The 19,073-nt window shown below is 71.2% G+C and carries 14 protein-coding genes; 12 read left to right on the top strand and 2 right to left on the bottom strand.

Features of this window, described 5'->3' with window-relative positions:
• The first annotated feature begins 35 nt into the window (after nucleotides 1-35).
• From SAVERM_RS07240 to SAVERM_RS07185, 12 genes are all read left to right on the top strand, one after another.
• On the top strand, nucleotides 36-1,427 hold the full coding sequence (locus SAVERM_RS07240) for an APC family permease (protein WP_010982792.1): 1,392 nt from the start codon (nucleotides 36-38) through the stop codon (nucleotides 1,425-1,427).
• A 505-nt stretch (nucleotides 1,428-1,932) separates the two neighbouring features.
• Nucleotides 1,933-3,288, top strand: a complete 1,356-nt coding sequence (locus SAVERM_RS07235; RefSeq protein ID WP_037646050.1) for a beta-1,3-glucanase family protein — start codon at nucleotides 1,933-1,935, stop codon at nucleotides 3,286-3,288.
• 196 nt (nucleotides 3,289-3,484) lie between these two features.
• On the top strand, nucleotides 3,485-4,390 hold the full coding sequence (locus SAVERM_RS07230; RefSeq protein ID WP_202497732.1) for a LysR family transcriptional regulator: 906 nt from the start codon (nucleotides 3,485-3,487) through the stop codon (nucleotides 4,388-4,390).
• 168 nt (nucleotides 4,391-4,558) lie between these two features.
• Nucleotides 4,559-5,728, top strand: coding sequence for a CaiB/BaiF CoA transferase family protein (locus SAVERM_RS07225; RefSeq protein WP_010982789.1), 1,170 nt, complete (start codon nucleotides 4,559-4,561; stop codon nucleotides 5,726-5,728).
• A 26-nt stretch (nucleotides 5,729-5,754) separates the two neighbouring features.
• Complete coding sequence (locus SAVERM_RS07220; protein ID WP_010982788.1) at nucleotides 5,755-6,525, top strand: crotonase/enoyl-CoA hydratase family protein; 771 nt, start codon at nucleotides 5,755-5,757, stop codon at nucleotides 6,523-6,525.
• A gap of 20 nt (nucleotides 6,526-6,545) precedes the next feature.
• The gene (locus SAVERM_RS07215; RefSeq protein WP_010982787.1) at nucleotides 6,546-7,301 is read left to right on the top strand and encodes an acetoacetate decarboxylase; all 756 of its coding nucleotides are present in this window, start codon (nucleotides 6,546-6,548) and stop codon (nucleotides 7,299-7,301) included.
• Complete coding sequence (locus tag SAVERM_RS07210; RefSeq protein ID WP_242432193.1) at nucleotides 7,298-8,296, top strand: 3-hydroxyacyl-CoA dehydrogenase NAD-binding domain-containing protein; 999 nt, start codon at nucleotides 7,298-7,300, stop codon at nucleotides 8,294-8,296. Before SAVERM_RS07215 ends, SAVERM_RS07210 begins: the two co-directional genes overlap by 4 nt.
• Nucleotides 8,293-9,504: an acyl-CoA dehydrogenase family protein gene (locus tag SAVERM_RS07205; RefSeq protein ID WP_010982785.1), complete on the top strand. Its 1,212-nt coding sequence runs from the start codon at nucleotides 8,293-8,295 to the stop codon at nucleotides 9,502-9,504. The genes SAVERM_RS07210 and SAVERM_RS07205 overlap by 4 nt, the downstream gene beginning before the upstream one ends.
• A 410-nt stretch (nucleotides 9,505-9,914) precedes the next feature.
• Complete coding sequence (locus SAVERM_RS07200) at nucleotides 9,915-11,372, top strand: class I adenylate-forming enzyme family protein (protein ID WP_010982784.1); 1,458 nt, start codon at nucleotides 9,915-9,917, stop codon at nucleotides 11,370-11,372.
• 18 nt (nucleotides 11,373-11,390) lie between these two features.
• Nucleotides 11,391-13,133 carry a DUF3556 domain-containing protein gene (locus tag SAVERM_RS07195; RefSeq protein ID WP_010982783.1) on the top strand — a complete coding sequence of 581 codons (1,743 nt, stop codon included), beginning with the start codon at nucleotides 11,391-11,393 and terminating at the stop codon, nucleotides 13,131-13,133.
• Nucleotides 13,126-14,541 (top strand): phytoene desaturase family protein, encoded by a 1,416-nt coding sequence (locus SAVERM_RS07190; protein ID WP_010982782.1) that lies wholly within the window; start codon nucleotides 13,126-13,128, stop codon nucleotides 14,539-14,541. Before SAVERM_RS07195 ends, SAVERM_RS07190 begins: the two co-directional genes overlap by 8 nt.
• Nucleotides 14,538-15,809, top strand: a complete 1,272-nt coding sequence (locus SAVERM_RS07185; protein WP_048894368.1) for a PucR family transcriptional regulator — start codon at nucleotides 14,538-14,540, stop codon at nucleotides 15,807-15,809. The genes SAVERM_RS07190 and SAVERM_RS07185 overlap by 4 nt, the downstream gene beginning before the upstream one ends.
• 174 nt (nucleotides 15,810-15,983) lie before the next feature.
• On the opposite strand, the gene SAVERM_RS07180 is transcribed toward SAVERM_RS07185, so the two are convergent.
• Nucleotides 15,984-17,453: an MFS transporter gene (locus SAVERM_RS07180; protein ID WP_010982780.1), complete on the bottom strand. Its 1,470-nt coding sequence runs from the start codon at nucleotides 17,451-17,453 to the stop codon at nucleotides 15,984-15,986.
• A 515-nt stretch (nucleotides 17,454-17,968) separates the two neighbouring features.
• Nucleotides 17,969-19,069 carry a phosphotransferase enzyme family protein gene (locus tag SAVERM_RS07175; RefSeq protein ID WP_202497308.1) on the bottom strand — a complete coding sequence of 367 codons (1,101 nt, stop codon included), beginning with the start codon at nucleotides 19,067-19,069 and terminating at the stop codon, nucleotides 17,969-17,971.
• Nucleotides 19,070-19,073 lie beyond the last annotated feature (4 nt).

Raw genomic sequence — 19,073 nt, 5'->3', positions numbered from 1 at the left:
TCTCCGTCCCGCTCGTACGTCCCCGGAGCCACCCCATGGTCAACCACGCCACCGGCGCGCCCGCTCTCGCGCGCTCCCTCACCCTCAGAGCCGTCACCCTGTTCGGTCTCGCCTACATGACTCCACTGATCGTGCTGGGCACCTTCGGTGTGGTCGCCGCCGACACCGGGGGCGCGGTCCCGACCGCGTACCTGCTCGCCCTGGTCGCCATGCTGTTCACGGCCCACAGCTACGGGAAGATGGCCGCCGCGTATCCCGTCGCCGGCTCCGCCTACACCTACGTCCGCAAGGCGATCGACGGGCGGCTCGGCTTCCTCGTCGGCTGGGTGACCCTGCTCGACTACTTCTTCCTGCCGATGGTCATCTGGCTGATCGGCGGGGCGTATCTCCAGGCGCAGTTCCCCGCTGTGCCGAGCTGGATATGGATCATCGGCTTCATCGCCGTCACCACCGTGCTGAACATCCGGGGCATCAAGACCGCCGAGCGCGTCAACGACCTGCTCATGGTCTTCCAGGTGCTGGTCATCGGCATCTTCGTCGTCCTCTCCCTGCGTCACGTCCTCCACATCGGCGGCGCCGGTGCGCTGGCGAGCGGCGCGCCCTTCGCCAACGGCGCGACCACCGCGGCCGGCATCTCGGCGGGTGCCGCCATCGCCGCGTACTCCTTCCTCGGCTTCGACGCGGTCACCACGCTGACGGAGGAGACGGTCGACCCGAAGCGCACCATGCCGCGCGCCATCCTGCTCACGGCGCTGATCGGCGGCGGCATCTTCGTCCTGGTCGCCTACACCACGCAGCTCGCCCACCCGGGCAGCTCCTTCGACGACCCCAGCTCCGCCGCCTTCGAGATCGCGAAGAGCATCGGCGGCGACCTGTTCTCGTCGGTGTTCCTGGCCGGGCTCGTGGTCGCGCAGTTCGCCTCCGGCATCGCCGCGCAGGCGAGCACCTCACGACTGCTGTACGCGATGGGCCGCGACGGCGCCCTCCCTCGCAAGGTCTTCGCCCGCCTCCACGAGCGCTACCGCACCCCCGCGCTCAACATCGTGCTGACCGGCGCGGTCGGCCTGATCGCCCTGCGCCTGGACGTGGCCACCTCGACGTCCTTCATCAACTTCGGCGCGTTCGTCGCCTTCACCTTCGTCAACGTGTCCGTACTCGCCATGTACATACGGCGTCGGCGCGCCGGGGACACCCTGAATCCGCTGTCGTACGTCGTCGCCCCCGCGATCGGCGCGGTCGTGGACCTCTACCTGCTGTACAACCTCGACGGCAGGGCGCTCACCCTGGGCCTGATCTGGTTGGGCCTCGGCGTGGTGTACCTGGCCTACCTGACCCGGATGTTCCGCGTCCCGCCGCCGGAAATGTCGTTCACACCTGCGGATTCGGACGAGGCCCAGGTCGCGGGGGCCCTGCAGAACACGAAGTGACAGCAGGTCCGGCCGTGGGGCGGCCTCCGGCCATGGAAGACGATCACAGCGGGTACGACTGCGGAGGCTCGGAGACGATGCGCCGGATCGGCTGACTGAACCCTGAGTGCCTTCACAAAGCCTGACTGGCCGGAACCTAAAGGTCTGAACCAGACACGTCAAGTGGTGAAAGGAGACGTCGCCTTGGACCGGGGCAAGCGCTCGGAACCCGAAGCGGCCGCACCAGGGGTCGGATCCCCCGCGTGGCGTTGCGGCCACGGTCCCAGGGGCATTTCCGCCCAGCTGGGCGTTGCCGATGGGCAGGGGATGGATGCTCGGTGCTTTGTGTGACGTCGTCACCGCGGACACCGCGCGCCGCCTCGTTCCTGTGAACTGTGCTGGTTCTGCCTTCAGTTGTTGACGCCGGGCAGGGGCAGGGGTACAAACCCCGTGAGAGAGAGCGCTCTCCCGCCTGCTGTTGCTCCTCCCCCCTCCATGCACGCCGGCTCGGCTTCCGGAGCTCCCCATGCAGACTTCGTCCTGTGCTCCCGCGCGCAGACCATCGACCGGTGCCGCCCGCTCCCGGACGGCTCTCGGCCTGGTCGTCGCCTTGCTCGCAGCCTGCTTCGTCGCCATGACGCCCTCGCCCGCGTGGGCCGCCGACCTGCTGCTGTCGCAGGGGCGGCCCGCCACGGCGTCCTCGACCGAGAGTTCGGCCTTCCCCGCAGCCGCGGCGGTCGACGGGGACCCGGGCACCCGCTGGTCCTCGGCCTTCGCCGATCCCCAGTGGCTCCAGGTGGACCTCGGCTCCGTCCAGCAGATCACCCGCGTCGGCCTGCGCTGGGAAGCCGCCTACGCCACGGCCTACCAGCTCCAGACGTCCACCAACGCGAGCAGCTGGACGACGATCTACTCCACCACCACAGCCGCCGGCGGCACCCAGAGCCTGCCCGTCACCGGCAGTGGCCGCTATGTGCGCATCCTCGCAACGGCGAGGGCCACTCAATACGGCCACTCCCTGTGGGAGTTCGAGGTGTACGGGCCCGGCGGCACCCCTCCGCAGGACGACTTCTGGGGCAGCACCAGCGACATTCCCCCCGCGAACAACGCCGTCCAAGTGAAGATCCTCAACCGCACCAACGGAAAGTACCCCGACAGCCAGGTGTACTGGAGCTTCAACGGCCAGGTCCACTCCATCGCCGAACAGCCCTACCTCGACATGCCGGCGAACTCCGCGGGGCGCATGTACTTCCACCTGGGCACACCCGACAGCCCCTACTACGACTTCATCGAGTTCACGGTCGGCAACAACGTCTTCAACGGCAACACCACCCGGGTCGACGCCTTCGGCCTCAAGCTCGCCGTGCGACTGCACACCAAGGACAACTACGACGTCGAGGTCGGCGAGAACCGGCAGACCTTCGCCGAGGACCGCGCCGCCACCTTCCAGCGCTTCACCGACGCGGTCCCGGCCGAGTTCAAGGTACTGACCCGGACCCAGGGCCCGTACCGGATCATCGCGCCCGGCAGTGACCCGAGCTTCCGCGCGGGCGGCGCCAACGCCAACTACTTCACCTCCTACGCCCAGTCCGTCGGCGTCAACGCGGCCACCTCCGACATCTTCGGCTGCGCCGCCTCCTTGGCCGGCCACCCCGACGTGTGCGCGGCCCTCAACCGGCACGTGGCCACGCTGCCGGCCTCCCAGCAAGCCGATCCGGCCCAGTACTACAAGGCGGCGCCGGCGAACTACTACGCCAAGTTCTGGCACGACAACGCCATCAACCGCCTCGCCTACGGCTTTCCCTACGACGACGTGGCGAGTCAGTCGTCCTTCATCTCGCACAGCAACCCGCAGTGGCTGCTGGTCGCGGTGGGCTGGTAGACGACCGCGTCTCGTCCCAGGCCCGCACGAGGTCGGCCGACCGCTCCCGACCGCGGTGAGTGAAGGTGCGGCCCTGTGTCGGACGGGGCGCGGCCCTGCGTCGCGTGCGCGGGTGAACGGTACCGGCGCACCGGCTGCCTCCTTCGACGCCTCTGCCGCCGGGGGATCCAGCCATGGGTAGGGTGACGGCGTGGACATGCTGCACCTGCGTTACTTCGTCGCCGTCGCCGAGGAACTCAACTTCTCGCAGGCGGCGCGCAAGTTGCACATGGCGGCCTCTCCGCTGAGCCAGCGGATCAAGGATCTGGAACGCGAACTCGGCTACGAGCTCTTCGAGCGCACCACCCACCGGGTCGACCTGACCCCGGCGGGCTCCGCACTGCTGCCGATGGCGCGCGACATCCTGGAGCGGGTCAACGCGATTCCCTGGCGGCTGAGCGAGGCGGTGCGGCCGCGGCTGGACAGGCTGTTCATCGGGATGCCCGCAGGAGTGCATCCGCTGCTGCGGGAGCGGGTCCGGCTGCTGGAGGACGCCTGCCGGGAGGTGTGCGAACTCAAGCGCTGGCCCGGTACGTCGGCGGATCTCGCGGACGCCGTGCACGACGGGAGGCTGGCGATGGCGCTGGTCCGGCTGCCGGTCTCCGATCCCGCGCTGGAGATCATCGAGGTGATGCGGGAGCGGCTGGGTGCCGCGGTGCCGGCCGACCGGTTCGCGGGGCGGGCGTCGGTCACCCTGGACGAGCTGGCCGATCTGTCCTATGTGGCCACGCCGAACGACGCCACCCCGGCCTATTTCGAGGAAATCGACGCCCATCTGAATTCCGTCGGCGTGAAGAAAAGGATCCGCATAAATATGGCGGATTATTCGGGAAGCTCGGAATTGATTTCGTCCGGCATGGCGTTCTCGATGACCATGCTCTCGCCGGAGAGTCCGATGCATCTGTACCGGCTGGACAATGTGGTTGTACTGCCCGTCGAGGACTTCCAACCGGCCCTGGTGACAGGCCTGTTGTTCCGTAGGGACCGAGCGGACGACGGCGGTGACCTGAGTGACGTCGCCGCGCGGGCGCGGCAGATCTTCCACGAGGTCATCTCCGTCTGACCAATTTCTGGGGCCCTTTTCTTGGATCCTTTTCCGGGGGTCCATGGAAAGGGTGTGACCGCTGTGGTCATACCCTTGTTCGTCCATTGATCATTCCCTCTCGGCTCGTTCGCGCATAACGTCGTCGGTGAAAACATTCACCACGAAATTACTGCGTGGAACGGAGCGATGATGGACAGCACGACCGCAGGCGACACCGGTCCGCTCAACGGCGTGCGGGTGATCGATCTGTCGACGGTGGTGATGGGGCCCTACGCGGCGCAGATCCTGGGCGACCTCGGCGCCGACGTCATCAAGATCGAGTCCCCGTCCGACACCGTACGGGTGGGCCCCTACCGCACCACACCCGGCATGACCCCGCTCAACCTCAACGTCAATCGCAACAAGCGCAGCGTGTCGTTGAACCTGAAGGACGACGCCGACCGGGCACGGGCCCTGGAGCTGATCGACAGCGCCGACGTGCTCGTCACCAACATGCGCCCCGGCGCCCTCGCCCGCCTCGGCCTCGCCCACGCCGACGTCGCCGCCCGCAACCCCGGCCTGGTCTACGCCCACGCCCAGGGGTTCCGCAGCGACTCCGACCGGGCCGGCAACGCGGCCTACGACGAGACGGTGCAGGCCGCCTCCGGACTCGTGGACGTGGCCAACCGGGCGCTGGGCACCCCGGCGTATCTGCCGACGATCATCGGCGACAAGGTCTGCGCGCTGACCATCGTCTACACGGTGCTCGCCGCGCTGGTCCACCGCGGCCCCACCGGCGCCGGCCAGTACATCGAGATCCCGATGACCGACACGCTCATCGCCTTCAACCTCGTCGAGCACCTGGCGGGCCATGTCTTCGAGCCGCCGGAGGGTCCCACCGGGTTCCCGCTGTCGATGAAGCGCGGGCACCGCGCGGTGCCCACCAGGGACGGCCTCGCCTGCGTCATCCCGTACAACCCGCAGAACTTCCGGGACTTCTTCCTCGCCGCCGATCGCGCCGACCTCGCCGCGGACCCGCGGGTCAACGGCGAGGCCGTCGCCGATGACGACGTCGACGCGCTGATGGAACTGGTGGGGGAGTGCTCGCCGAGCATGACCACCGAGGAGTGGGCCCGGGTCTGCGCCAAGCACAGCATCCCGATGGCACCCGTGCTCGAGCTCGAGCGAGCCGCCGAGGACCCGTATGTGCGCGGCGGCCGGCTGCTGGATGTGGTGGACCACCCCAGCGAGGGCGCCATCCGCACGGTCGGCATCCCCGTGCGGTTCTCCGCCACCCCGGGATCGGTCCGCCGGCTCGCCCCGCTGCCCGGCCAGCACACCGAAGAGGTCTTCGGCGAGCTCGCCACCGGCCGCTGACTCACCGTCGACCAAGGATTCACACCATGCACAGCACCACCGAGGTGCGGACCGAGACCATCGGTTCGTCCCTGCTCATCACCATCGACCGGCCGAAGGCGCGCAACGCGGTCAACGCCGCCGTAGCCACTCAACTTGCTTTCGCCATAGACCAGTTGGAGGCGGACCCCGCCCTGCGCGCAGCGGTGCTCACCGGCGCCCAGGGCACGTTCAGCGCCGGGATGGACCTCAAGGCCGCGCTGGCCGGTGAATCGCCCGAGATCCCGGGGCGCGGCTTCGGCGGGCTCACCCGGGCGCGGACCACCAAGCCGCTGATCGCGGCCGTCGAGGGCTGGGCGATGGGCGGCGGATTCGAACTGGCCCTGGGCTGCGATCTGATCGTCGCCGCGGACGACGCCAGGTTCGGTCTGCCGGAGGTCGGCCGCGGGCTGATCGCGGCGGGCGGCGGAGTGATCCGGCTGCCCAAGCGCATCCCGTACCACCTGGCGATGGAACTGCTGCTCACCGGCGAGCCGGTCTCCGGCGAACGGGCCGGACAGCTCGGCATCGCCAACCGTGTGGTCGCGGCGGGGGAGACCGTCGCCACCGCACTGCACCTGGCCGAGCGGATCGCGCAGAACGCCCCGCTGGCCCTGGCCGCCGTCAAGAACCTCGTCCGCGCCGCGGACGGCGCGCCCGAGGAGGAGGCGTTCGCCGTACAGGGGCGGCTGATGGCCACTCTCGCGGCCTCCGCCGACGTGCGCGAGGGCATGACCGCCTTCACCGAGCGCCGCTCCCCGGTCTGGCAGGGCCGGTAGAACCCGAGGGAGAACCCACCATGAATCAGCAGGACGTGCCCCGGCACTTCGCGACGCCGCTGGCCAACCCGGCCTATCCGCCGGTCGTGCCGCGGTTCACCAACCGCGAGTACCTCAACATCGTCTACCGCACCGACCACGAGGCCCTGCGCGCGGTGGTGCCGGAACCGTTGGAGATCGACGAACCGCTGGTGCGCTTCGAGGTCATGCGGATGGGCGACGTCAGCGGGTACGGCCCGTACACCGAGTCGGGCCAGGCGATCCCGGTCACCTACCAGGGGGAGCGGGGCGAGTACCTGCACGCCATGTACCTGGACAACCTTCCGGCCATCACCTCCGGCCGCGAGGCCAGTGCCTACCCCAAGACCGCCGGCTCGCCCGGCCTCTACGCCGAACACGGCGCGCTGGTCGGCGTCCTCGACGTCGGCACGCTCCGGGTGGCGACCGCCACCATGGGCTACAAGCACTACGAGTTGTCGGTCGAGGAGGCCGTGGCCCAGGTCGGTGTGCCGACCTACATGCTCAAGCTGGTCCCCGGCTTCGACGGGGCGCCGCAGGTCGCGCAGTTGGTGCGCAACGAGATCACCGACATCACGGTGAAGGGTGCCTGGACCGGCCCCGCCCGGCTTCAGCTGTTCCAGCACGTGCTGGCGCCGCTGGCCGATCTGCCGGTGCGCGAGGTCATCTCCGCCAGCCACATCCTCACCGATCTGACCCTCGCGCCGGTCAAGCCGGTCCACGACTACCTGGCCCACCCCGCGTACCCCACGCGGTGAGCGCGGCCACGGTCACGGACGCAGAAAGAAGACATGTGATGACCAAGCCATTCACCGCCGCCGCGGTGGTCGGCGCCGGGACGATCGGACTGTCCTGGGCCGCGCTCTTCGCGGGGCACGGCATACGGGTACGGATCACCGACCCGCGACCGGACCTGGCCGAGGCGGTCGCCGAGGCACTCGACCAGGCGGCCGGGCAGCTGGCCGCCCAGGGCCTGGACGTGCACGGCCTCGCCGAGCGGGTGCTGATCGCCGACGACCTCGCCGACGCGGTGCGCGACGCCGACGTCGTCCAGGAGAACGGCCCCGAGAACGCCGCCTTCAAGCGGGAACTGTTCACCGACCTGGTCGGTACCGCCCCCGCGCACGCGCTGTTGCTCAGCTCCTCCTCGGCGATCCCCGCCACGGCGTTCACGGACACCATCGAGGACGCCGGCCGGATCCTGATCGGCCACCCCTTCAACCCGCCGCACCTGGTGCCGCTGGTGGAGGTGGTGCCCGGCGAGCGCACCTCGGAGGAGAGCGTGGCGCGGGCCGTGGAGTTCTACCGCTTCGTCGGCCGGGTCCCGGTCGTGGAACGCAAGGAGATCCCCGGGTTCGTCGGCAACCGCCTCCAGAACGCCCTCAGCCGGGAGGCGATCTACCTCGTCGAGCAGGGCGTCGTCAGCCCGGCGGAACTGGACACCGTGATGGTGAACTCGCTCGGCCTGCGCTGGGCCACGGTGGGCCCGTTCCTCGGCGCGCACCTCGGCGGCGGCCCCGGCGGCTACCGGCACATGGCCGAGCACATCGGCGTGTCGATGCAGAAGATGTGGGACTCGCTCGGCCGCCCCGAGCAGAGCCCCGAACACGTCGAACGGCTGGTCGAGGCCGTCGAGAACGCCTACGGCTCCCGCTCCTACGCCGACCTCAGCCAGGAGCGCGACGCCCGGCAGATCGCCGTGCTGTCCGCCCGGGACAGCGCCACCCACCTGGAGAAGGAGACCCGGTCATGACCGCCCTGCTGCCCGAGAAGACATCCGTCGACGAGCGGTTGGCCGCCGACTTCTACGACATCGAGTCGCTGCTGCCGCCGCATGAGCGCGAACTGCTGACGCACGCCCGGGCGTTCATGCGCACCGAGGTCAAGCCGCTGGTCAACGAGTACTGGGCGAAGGGCGAGTTCCCCCGCGAGCTCATCGGCAAGTTCCGCGACCTCGGACTCGCGGGCGTTCCCTACGAGGGGTACGGCGACCCGCTGCCGGCCGGGAGCAATCTGCTGGTCGGCATGCTGTCGATGGAGTACACCCGCACCGACGCCTCCAGTGCCACGTTCTTCGGCGTACACAGCGGCCTGGCGATGTACAGCATCTACCGCGGCGGCGACCAGGAGCAGCGAGACCGCTGGCTGCCCTCGATGGCCGCGCTGGACACCATCGGCGCCTTCGCGATGACCGAACCCCTCGGCGGCTCCGACGTGGCCGGCGGCATGCGGACCACGGCTCGCCGGGACGGGGAGAACTGGGTGCTCAACGGCGCCAAGCGGTGGATCGGCAACGCGACGTTCGCCGATCTGGTGGTGGTCTGGGCCCGCGACGAGGCGGACGGCAAGGTCAAGGGCTTCGTGGTGGAGAAGGGCACCCCGGGCTTCTCCCCGGTGAAGATCGAGAACAAGATCGCGTTCAGGATCGTGGAGAACGCCGAGATCACCCTGACCGACGTCAAGGTGCCCGAGGCCAACCGCCTCCAGCGCATCGACTCCTTCCGCGACGTGGCGGAGATCCTCCGCGCCACCCGCAGCGGGGTCGCCTGGCAGGCCCTCGGCGTGATGCTCGGCGCCTACGAGCTGGCGCTGGGCTACGCCAAGGAGCGCAAGCAGTTCGGCCGCCCGATCGCACGGTTCCAGATGGTGCAGGACCTGTTGGTCAAGAGCCTCGGCAACATCACCGCCTGCTGGGGCATGCTGGTCCAGCTCGCGCGACTCCAGGACGCCGGTGTCTTCCGCGACGAGCACTCCTCGCTGGCGAAGGCGTTCGTCACCTCGCGGATGCGCGAAGTGGTGGCGTGGTGCCGGGAGATCTTCGGCGGCAACGGGATCGTGCTCGACTACGACATCGCCCGGTTCTTCGCCGACGCGGAGGCGATCTACTCCTTCGAAGGCACCCGTGAGATGAACACGCTCATCGTCGGCAAGGCGGTCACCGGCGAGAGCGCCTTCGTCTGACCGCGGTCCCCGACGACCCGCGCCGACCCGGAGCACATCGCTCGCCGCCGGCGCGGGGCAGGGCCTCTTGCCCGACCTCCCACCACAGCCCCACCGACCCCCGCGCCGGCCCCGAGTGCAACCGTGCCTCGGCGCCGGCGCGGTCCATTGCGGGTGTCCTGCCGGGTTCTTGGGCGCCGGGTGTGCTTGTGGCGTCCCGCCCCGCTCTCGTGCGCCGGCACCATCGTGGCCCTCCCGCCCCCGGCCTCGTGCGCCGCGCACAAGGACCGGCCCGAGCGTCGTCGCCCGCGCCCATGGGCCGGGGGCACCGCCGATTCGTACCGTCTCTCCTCACGTACCGGACATCCGTCCCGCCTCGGGACGCGCACCCCGTCCGTCCGACGTCCGCCGACGTACTTCGAGGAGCCGACATGCACAGTGCGGAACTGCCAGATCTGCGGGCCCGACAGGACGCGGACGGTGCCTGTATAGCTGACGACGCGGCAGATCTGGACAACGCGGCGTTCGCCCGGCGGGTGCGCCGGGCGGCGTCGGCCCTGCGGGCGCGGGGCGTCGGACGCGGCGACGTGGTGGCGCTGCTGCTGCCCAACACGGCGGACTTCGTCGTCGCGCTCTTCGCCGCCTGGCGGCTCGGCGCCGCTGTCACCCCGGTCAACCCGGCACTCACCGAGAGCGAGGTGCGGTACCAACTCGGCGACGCGGGAGCCGCGGTGGCCGTCACCGCCGGACCGTCACCGCTCGCCGGGGCGCTGCCCGTGGCCGAGCTGAGCACCGGCCCCGAGGACACGACCGCCCCGGAGACGGACGCGGGCGCGCTCGCCCTGCTGATCTACACCAGCGGCAGCACCGGGCGCCCCAAGGGTGTGATGCTCGACCACGCCAACCTCGCCGCCATGGCGGAGATGATGACCGGCACCGCCCGGCTGACCGAGACCGACCACAGCCTGCTGATCCTGCCGCTGTTCCACGTCAACGGGATCGTGGTCGGCGTGTTGTCCCCGCTGCTGGCCGGCGGCCGGGTCACGGTGGCCGGGCGGTTCCGGGCGGAGACCTTCTTCGACCTGGTCGCCACGGTCCGCCCGACCTGCTTCTCCGCGGTCCCGGCGATCTACTCGATGCTCGCCGAACTGCCGGACCACGTACGGCCCGACACCTCGTCGGTACGGTTCGCCGCCTGCGGGGCGGCGCCGATGCCGGCCGCGCTCATCGAGCGGTTCGAGCGCCGCTACGACATCCCGGTCCTGGAGGGCTACGGCCTCTCCGAGGGGACCTGCGCCTCCACCACCAACCCGCTGTACGGCCGGCGCAAGCCCGGGACGGTCGGACTGCCGTTGCCCGGACAGCAGGTCGCCGTCATGGACCCGCAGGGCCGGATCGCCCCAGCGGGGGCGACCGGTGAGGTGGTGGTACGCGGTCCCAACGTGATGCGCGGCTATCTGGGCCGCCCGGAGGAGACCGCCCGCACCGTGATCGACGGCTGGCTGCACACGGGCGATGTCGGCCGCTTCGACGAGGACGGCTATCTGGTGCTGGTCGACCGCATCAAGGACCTGATCATCCGGGGCGGCGAGAACATCTACCCCAAGGAGATCGAGACCGTCCTCGGCGACCACCCCGAGGTGCTGGAAGCCGCCGTCGTGGGCGCCGCCGAACCGCGGCTCGGCGAGGTACCGGTGGCCTTCGTGGCGCTGCGCCCGGGCGCGTCGGCCACCACGGCCGACCTGCTCGACCACTGCCGGGCGCGGCTGGCCGAGTTCAAAGTGCCGACGGGGATCACCCTCGTCGGCCGGCTCCCCAGGAACCCCGTCGGCAAGACGGACAAGCCCGCGCTCCGGTCCGGGACCACCGCCCTCACCACGGCCGGCTGAACGGACACGGAGACAGTCATGGGATTCCTCGCACCGAACATGGCGGACGTCGACATCCGGCAGTGGCGCACCCGCCCGTACCAGCAACGCATCAGGCCGCTCGCCGAGCACTGGGCCGGGCACGGCTTCGGTACCCCCGGCATCGTGCACCTGCTGTACCTGGTGAAGATCACGGCGTACGCGCTCGGCGGCATCGCGGTCGTCTCCCTGACCCCCGGCGTCGGCGGCATCGCGCACTTCGGCTCATGGTGGGCCGAGCCGCTCGTCTACCAGAAACTCGTCGTCTGGACGCTGTTGTACGAGGTTCTGGGCCTCGGCTGCGGCTCCGGCCCGCTCAGCTCACACTTCCTGCCGCCGGTCGGCGCCTTCCTGCACTGGCTGCGCCCCGGCACCGTACGGCTGCCACCGTGGCCGGACAGGATCCCGTTCACCTCGGGGACCCGGCGGACGGCGGCCGATGTGACCCTGTACGCGGCGGTGCTGGGGGCGGCCGGGTGGCTGCTGTGCGCACCGGGCGGCCCGGGGGCGGCCGGCGTGGCGGCTCCGTGGCGCGTCGCCGTGCTCGCCGCGGCACTCGCGCTGCTCGGGCTGCGCGACAAGACCGTCTTCCTCGCCGCTCGCGCCGAGCACTACGGACTGACACTGCTGGTCTTCCTCTTCCCGGCGGCCGACATGACCGCCGCACTGAAGCTGATCATGCTCGCCCTGTGGTGGGGCGCCGCCACCTCCAAGCTCAACCGCCACTTCCCGTTCGTGGTGGCGGTGATGATCAGCAACAGTCCGCTGCGTCCCGCCTGGCTCAAGCGCCGGCTGTACCGGCACTACCCCGACGATCTGCGGCCGTCCGGCCTGGCCGCCGCGGCCGCGCACGGCGGCACGGTCATCGAGTACGTGGTGCCGCTGGTCCTGGTGCTCTCGCACGGCGGGACCGTCACCACCGTCGCGCTGGCCGTGATGGTCGTCTTCCACCTGCACATCATGTCGACCTTCCCGATGGGCGTGCCGCTGGAGTGGAACGTCTTCTTCATCTACTCGGCGCTCGTCCTCTTCGGCCACGACGCCGCGGTCGGTGCCTTCGCGCTGCACTCCCCGGCGCTGGCCGCGGTGTTGGTGCTGAGCCTGGTCATGGTCCCGGTGCTCGGCCATGTCCGCCCCGACCTGGTGTCGTTCCTCCCTTCGATGCGCTACTACGCCGGCAACTGGGCCACCGGCCTGTGGTGTTTCCGCAAGGGCACCGAGCACCGGCTCAACGAGCACATCGTCAAGGCGTCCGGTCTGCCCGTCGACCAGCTCACCCGCCTGTACGGCGCCGACACCGCCGAGCTCGTGCTGCACCAGGGGCTGGCCTGGCGCGCCATGCACAGCCACGGCCGCGCGCTGGTCGGGCTGCTGCCGCGAGCCGTGGACGACGTGGAGTCCTACGATGTACGCGAGGGCGAGATGGTGGCGGGAGCGGTCCTCGGCTGGAACTTCGGCGACGGCCATCTGCACAACGAGCAGCTGGTGGCCGCCGTGCAGCAGCGGTGCGGCTTCGCGCCGGGCGAGCTGCGCGTCGTCCTGCTCGAGTCGCAGCCGACGCACCGCTCGCGCCAGCACTACCGCATCGTGGACGCGGCGAGCGGCCTGATCGAGGAGGGCTATGTGAACGTGCGGGACATGGTGGTCCGGCAGCCCTGGCTCGACGACGACACGCCCGCGATCCCCGTCGAGCCCATCGAGGCACCGCGACCGGTGACCGAGGCGGCGGCCGCACATGAGTGACGCGATCGTGGTGGGGGCCGGGCCGAACGGGCTGGCCGCCGCCGTCGCCCTGGCGCGGCGGGGCCTGAAGGTGACGGTCCTGGAGGCCGCCGACGAGATCGGCGGCGGCACCCGGACCAGCGAACTGACCGTTCCCGGGCTGCTGCACGACCACTGCTCCGCCGTGCACCCGCTGGGCGTCGGCTCGCCGTTCCTGCGGACCCTCGGCCTGGAGCGGTACGGCGTCACCTGGGCGTGGCCCGACGTCGACCTGGCCCATCCACTGGACGGCGGGCGGGCCGGGGTGCTGGTCCGTTCCATGGAGCGGACCGTGCGCGGACTCGGCCCGGACGGCCCGGCCTGGGAGCGGCTGTTCGCCCCGCTGGCCGAGGACTTCGACGCACTCACCGAGGATCTGCTGCGTCCGGTCCCCCATCTGCCCGCCCACCCGGTGGAGCTGGCCCGCTTCGGGCTCCGGGCGCTCCAGCCGGCCACGACGGTGGCCCGGCGCTGGCGCGGTGCGGAGGCCAGGGCGCTGTTCGCGGGGGCGGCGGCGCACCTGATGCATCCACTGACGGGGCCCACCAGTTCCGCGGTGGGGCTGATGCTCGTCGGCGCCGCCCACCGCTTCGGCTGGCCGGTCGCCCGCGGCGGGTCGCGCACCATCACCGATGCGCTGGCCGCACTGCTCGCCCAGCTCGGCGGGACCATCGAGACGGGGGTGCGGGTGGACTCCCTGGACCAACTCGCCGCCGCCCGGATCGTCATGCTCGACACCGCGCCCGGCGCGGCGGCACGGATCTGCGGCGACCGGCTGCCCGGCCGGGTGCGCAGCGCCTACGAGGGCTGGCGGCACGGCCCGGCCGCGTTCAAGGTGGACCTCGCCGTCCAGGACGGCATCCCCTGGACCCATGAGGCATGCCGCCGCGCGGGCACCGTGCACCTGGGCGGCACCCTGGAAGAGGTCGTCCGCACCGAGGCGCAGACCGCAGGGGGGCGGATGCCCGAGCGCCCGTTCGTCCTGGTCGGCCAGCAGTACCTCGCCGACCCCAGCCGCTCCCGCGGCGACGTCCACCCGATCTGGGCGTACGCGCACGTCCCGCACGGCTATCCCGGTGACGCCACCGAGGCGGTCCTGCGGCAGATCGAGCGGTTCGCACCGGGCTTCAGGGACCGGATCGTGGGGATCGCGGCGCGCTCGACCGCCGAACTGGCCCGCTCCAACACGAACTTCGTCGGCGGCGACATCGTCGGCGGTGCCAACACCGCACGGCAGGTCGCGCTGCGCCCCCGCGTGGCCCTCGACCCCTACAGCACCGGCATCCCCGGCGTCTACCTGTGCTCGGCGGCCACCCCGCCCGGCGCCGGGGTGCATGGCATGTGCGGTGCGAACGCCGCCCGATCCGCGCTGCGGTACCTCGACCGGTGAACGGCCCCGCGCAGCGGCCGGCGGACGGGGCGCCGGACCCGGCCGTCCTCGCGGCCCAGGTGATGCAGGCGCACCGGGACGAGTTCATCGCCAAGCTGGTCGCCACCACGGAGGCGGAGATCTCCCAGCTGGAACACGACGAACCGCTGCGCGGACTGCTGGAAGCCAGCATCACCGAGAACATCGTCACCTCCCTGCACGTCGTCATCAACCGCATCGATCCGGGGACCGTCGACGCCCCCGCCTCGGCCGTCTCGTACGCCCGCCGCCTCGCCCAGCGAGACGTCCCGCTCTCGGCCCTGCTGCGCGCCTACCGCCTCGGCCATGCGCAGAGCCTGGATCTGGTCCTCGGCGAGGCGGTCCGACTGAACCTGCCGGACATCGCCGGCACCCTCATCACCCTGGTCAGCCTCAGCTCGGCCTATGTGGACCGGGTCTGCGACCAGATCGCCCGCGTCTACGAGGAGGAGCGCGAACGCTGGGTGGGCACCCGCGGTGTACTGCGCCGGCACTGGGTCACTCAGCTCCTCGACAATCCCAGGGTGGATCAGCGGCAGGCCGAGGCCGCCCTCGGCTACCGGTTGTCCGGCAGCCATCTGGGCGTGGAGGGCTGGCTCGACGGCACCGCGGCGACCACCGACCCCACCGCCGTTTTCGACCGGCTGGCCTCGCTGCTGCACACCGTGCTGCGCGCCCACGGCCGCCCCCTGCTGATCCACACCGACGAGGCCGGCGTCCGGATCTGGCTTGCCGTCAGGCCCGACTGCCCGGTGGACGCCGACACGGTGGCCGCCGAACTGGCCGACGCCGCGCTGCCGGTGCGGGTCGCCCTCGGCAGCGTCCGCCCGGGACTCGACGGTTTCCGTCGCAGCACGCGTGCCGCCGCCCGTGCGAAGGCCCTCGCCCTCTCCGCGGGACCCACCGCGCCCCGGGCGGTCGCCTTCGCCCGCGTCGCTCCCGTCGCCCTCCTGGTCGACGAGCCCCGCGAACTGGCCGACTTCGTCTCCGACACCCTCGGCGACCTCGCCGTCGACGATCCCCGCAACGAAGTCCTCCGCGAGACGCTCCGCGTCTTCCTCGCCACCAACCGCAGCTACGCCGCCACCGCGGACCACTTGACGGTCCACCGCAACACCGTCCACTACCGCGTCCAGCGCGCCGTCGACCACTACCGACTCGACCTCGACGCCAACGCCTTCGACCTCCACTTCGCCCTCAACGTCTGCCGCTGGCACGGCGGGAAGGTCCTGCGACCCAAGGGAAAATGACGCAACGGGACGGGGGACGGCAGGTCCGGTGACGCGTCGCCCCCTGGTGTCGTCCGGCCAGACGTCGGGGGCGCAGCCGCGCATGCCCTCGTCGATGCGTCGGCCCGCGTCCACGGCGCCGGCGGCCTGGCGCCCCGCGCAGGTCCGCTCCCGCGTCGCAGGGCGGCAGGGACGTCACGGTTCCTCGTGAACGGGTGCGGGTGTGGCTTGCGGGTGCCCGGGAGCCAGCAGCGTAGGAGGGCGCCGCGGGCCCGTGCGGTGAGAGCGCAACAAGGACAGGGCGACGGCCAGGGCGAGCAGAGCGGCACAGATGAGCATGGCGTGGGCGAAAGCCGCACGGGGCGCACCCGCCGCCCCGGCCACGCCGCGCAGATAGCTCCCGGAGACCGCGCTCAGGGCCACCGCCGCGGCGATGCGCTGGGCCATCTGGAGAATGCCGCCCGCCACGCCCGCGGCCTCGGCCGGGGCGTGCTGGAGCACTTGGGCCTGGTTGGGTGAGACGGTGAGGCCCGAGGCGGCACCGGAGCACAACTGAACGGCGGCGAGCACCCACGGGAGCGCGGTGCGCGATGCGATGACGGCGCCCGCGGCCGCCGCGAGCAGCGCGAGGATCCCCAGGGCGAGTCCCAGCGTGACCGTGTGCGGCCCAAGGCGGCGGACCGTGCGCCACGCCACCGCCGACGCGCCCCCCATGGCCAGCGCCGCCGGGAGAGTGACCAGTGCCGCGGCCGGAGCGGAAAGCCCGAGACCGCTCTGCAGGAACATGGTCAGGACGAGCGTCGCGGCCAGCGAGGACCCGAAGCTCGCCATCGCAACGGCCGTCCCGAGCGTGTACGGAAGCGAGCGGGCGAGCGACGGATGCACCAGCGGCGCCCGCCCCGCCCGTACGCGCAGTCGCTGCCCCAGAACGAAGCAGGCGGTCAGGACGACTGCGGCGCCGGCCCACAGCGCCGCCTCGCCGCCGCTGCTCGGTGTGCTGATGAAGGGCAGCATCAGCGTCAACGTCAGCGCACCCACCCACAGCAGCCCCCACCAGTCGAGCCGACTTCGTCCGTCGGGCCGCCGCGCCCGCGGAAGCCAAAGGGCCGCGAGCCAGAGAGTGATCACTCCGCAGGGTGTGCTCAGGAGCAGACACAGCCGCCACCCGAGCTCCGGGCCGAAGGCCGCGACGAGCGTGCCGCCGAGCGCCGGTCCCAGTGCCGCGGCGAGCCCGCCGGTGACGGCGTACAGGCCTAGCGCGCGAGCCCGGTCCTGGCCGGTGAAGACATCTTGAAGGGTGCCGATGACCTGGGAGTTGACGAGGCCGGCCCCGGCGCCCTGCATCAGCCGTGCGGCGATCACCATCTCCGGCCGCACACCGGTGGCGGCGATCACGCCGAAGAGAACGAAGACCGACAGGCCCACCAGGAACAGGCCTTTGCGCCCGTGCACATCGCCGAGGCTGCCACCGGGCACGAGCATGAGACCGAACGTCAGCGAGTATCCGGCGACGATCCATTGCACATCGGTGGAACCCGCCTCCAGTGACTGACGCAGCGCCGGTACCGCGATGTTGAGGACCGACTGGTCGAGCAGGGTCGTGACCCCGGCCGCCATGCACACCATCAACACCCGCCGGGCGGCGTGACCTTCTCCCGGGAGCATGCGCACATGGTCACACCGCCCGACGGCGCGTGTCCCCGGCCACGGCTTCCTGTTCGCAGAACGGAAACACCGCGTTCGCAGGTGATGGCTCCGCGCGCCGGCCCGTCGGATTTTCATGCGGCCGCAACGGTCCGTCCCGCGCCCGCCTGCTGGACATGGTGAGGTGAGCACTCCAGTGCTGCACCGCAGACTGCATGTGGATCTGGCGCGCGTCGACGCCGCCACGTGTCCGCGCTCCTGACGTCGCGCTCACTCGTCCGGATACGAGGCGACCGTTCGCGCGTTGCCAGGCTCATCGCATCCGCGCCACGCAGCGACACGCTCGTGGACGTCACACCTCCTCGGCGGAGCACGGCAGCGCGCCGAGAGCGAGGAAGCCGGGCGCGGAGGTGTCTTCGCCGGGCATGCCGGCTCCTCTTTCTGGTCGCTCTGGTCGCTCTGGTCGCTCTGGTCGCTCTGGTCGGGGTGCCGGGCGCATGACCCCGCACGGTAACCGGGGGCGGTGCCCCGGTGTCCTAGGAGGAGGCATCCGAGAGCGGCCTTCCGGCAGGGGGAGGCTTCGGCGCGGCGGCTGCCCGGTGCCGCACCCTGTCGACCAGGTGCGAGCCGGCGTCGCCGGTGAACCACTCGGCGTGGTCGACCAGGTACGCGTACGCGAGCCGCGTATTCTCCGCGGACCCGGTGATGCCGTGGAAGTAGCCCATCTCGGACAGCGCGAACTCCGCGTGCACCAGAGGGAGCAGCTCGGGCAGTGCCGCCGACTCGGACACGGTGAGTGGCCGAACGGACTGGTAGCCGTCCAGGAGCGCGTCGACGTCCTGCTCGCGCACCGGAAAGCCTGGTTGCAGCCATTGGACGGCGTTGCGTTCGATCGCCGTGGCCAGGTCGTGGACGGCGGTCGTGCGGTCGCTCATCCCGAAGTCGAGCACGGTGGAGACCTCTCCGGAGGCGTCCCACAACAGGTTCGAGGCATGCCAGTCGTTGTGGGTCCAGAGAGGCTCCAGAAGGGGCAGATGCGGGGCCAAGCGCTCGAAGAGGGGCAGCAGGACACGGCGGGTGTCCGCACGCCACGGATGGTCCGCCAGCGCCCCGGCCAGGGCGGGCCGCTCGGCCACGTACCGCTCCAGGGCTGTACCGGGGTCGTCCGCGGCGAAGATCGTGAACGAGGCCACCAGCGGCTGCGGAATCCGGCGGGGCGCCTCGAATCCGTCCGCGGCCAGATGGAGCCGGGCGAGCGCCGCGCCCGCGGCCCGTGCGTGTGTGCTGGACCGGAACGGCGACCAGGACAGATCGTCCCGGTACAGATCCGTGCCCAGGCCGGCCGAGTGGACCTCGTACACCCACTCCTGCCGTGTCGCGACGTCCAGCACCTCCACCACCGGAGCCCCGCGTTCGCGCAGATGCCGCAGGAAGGCATGCTCCTCCGCGAGGCCTTCGGGCGTCCGCACGCTCAGGTGATGCCGCTTGACGAACAGGCGGCGTCCCCCGCGTTCGACGACAGCGGCCGCCGACAGCGGGCGCGGGCTGCGCCACACCACCCGCGACGGTCCCACGACATCCGCCACCTCGGCCTCGGTCAGCGGGGGCCAGTCGGGCTCGACCGGTTCGGTTCCCATGCCG

Origin of the sequence: Streptomyces avermitilis MA-4680 = NBRC 14893, assembly GCF_000009765.2 — a bacterium.
In the GTDB taxonomy this organism is placed as follows: domain Bacteria; phylum Actinomycetota; class Actinomycetes; order Streptomycetales; family Streptomycetaceae; genus Streptomyces; species Streptomyces avermitilis.
Note: the sequence above shows the minus strand (reverse complement) of the source record. Positions and strands in the feature narration are given on the sequence as shown.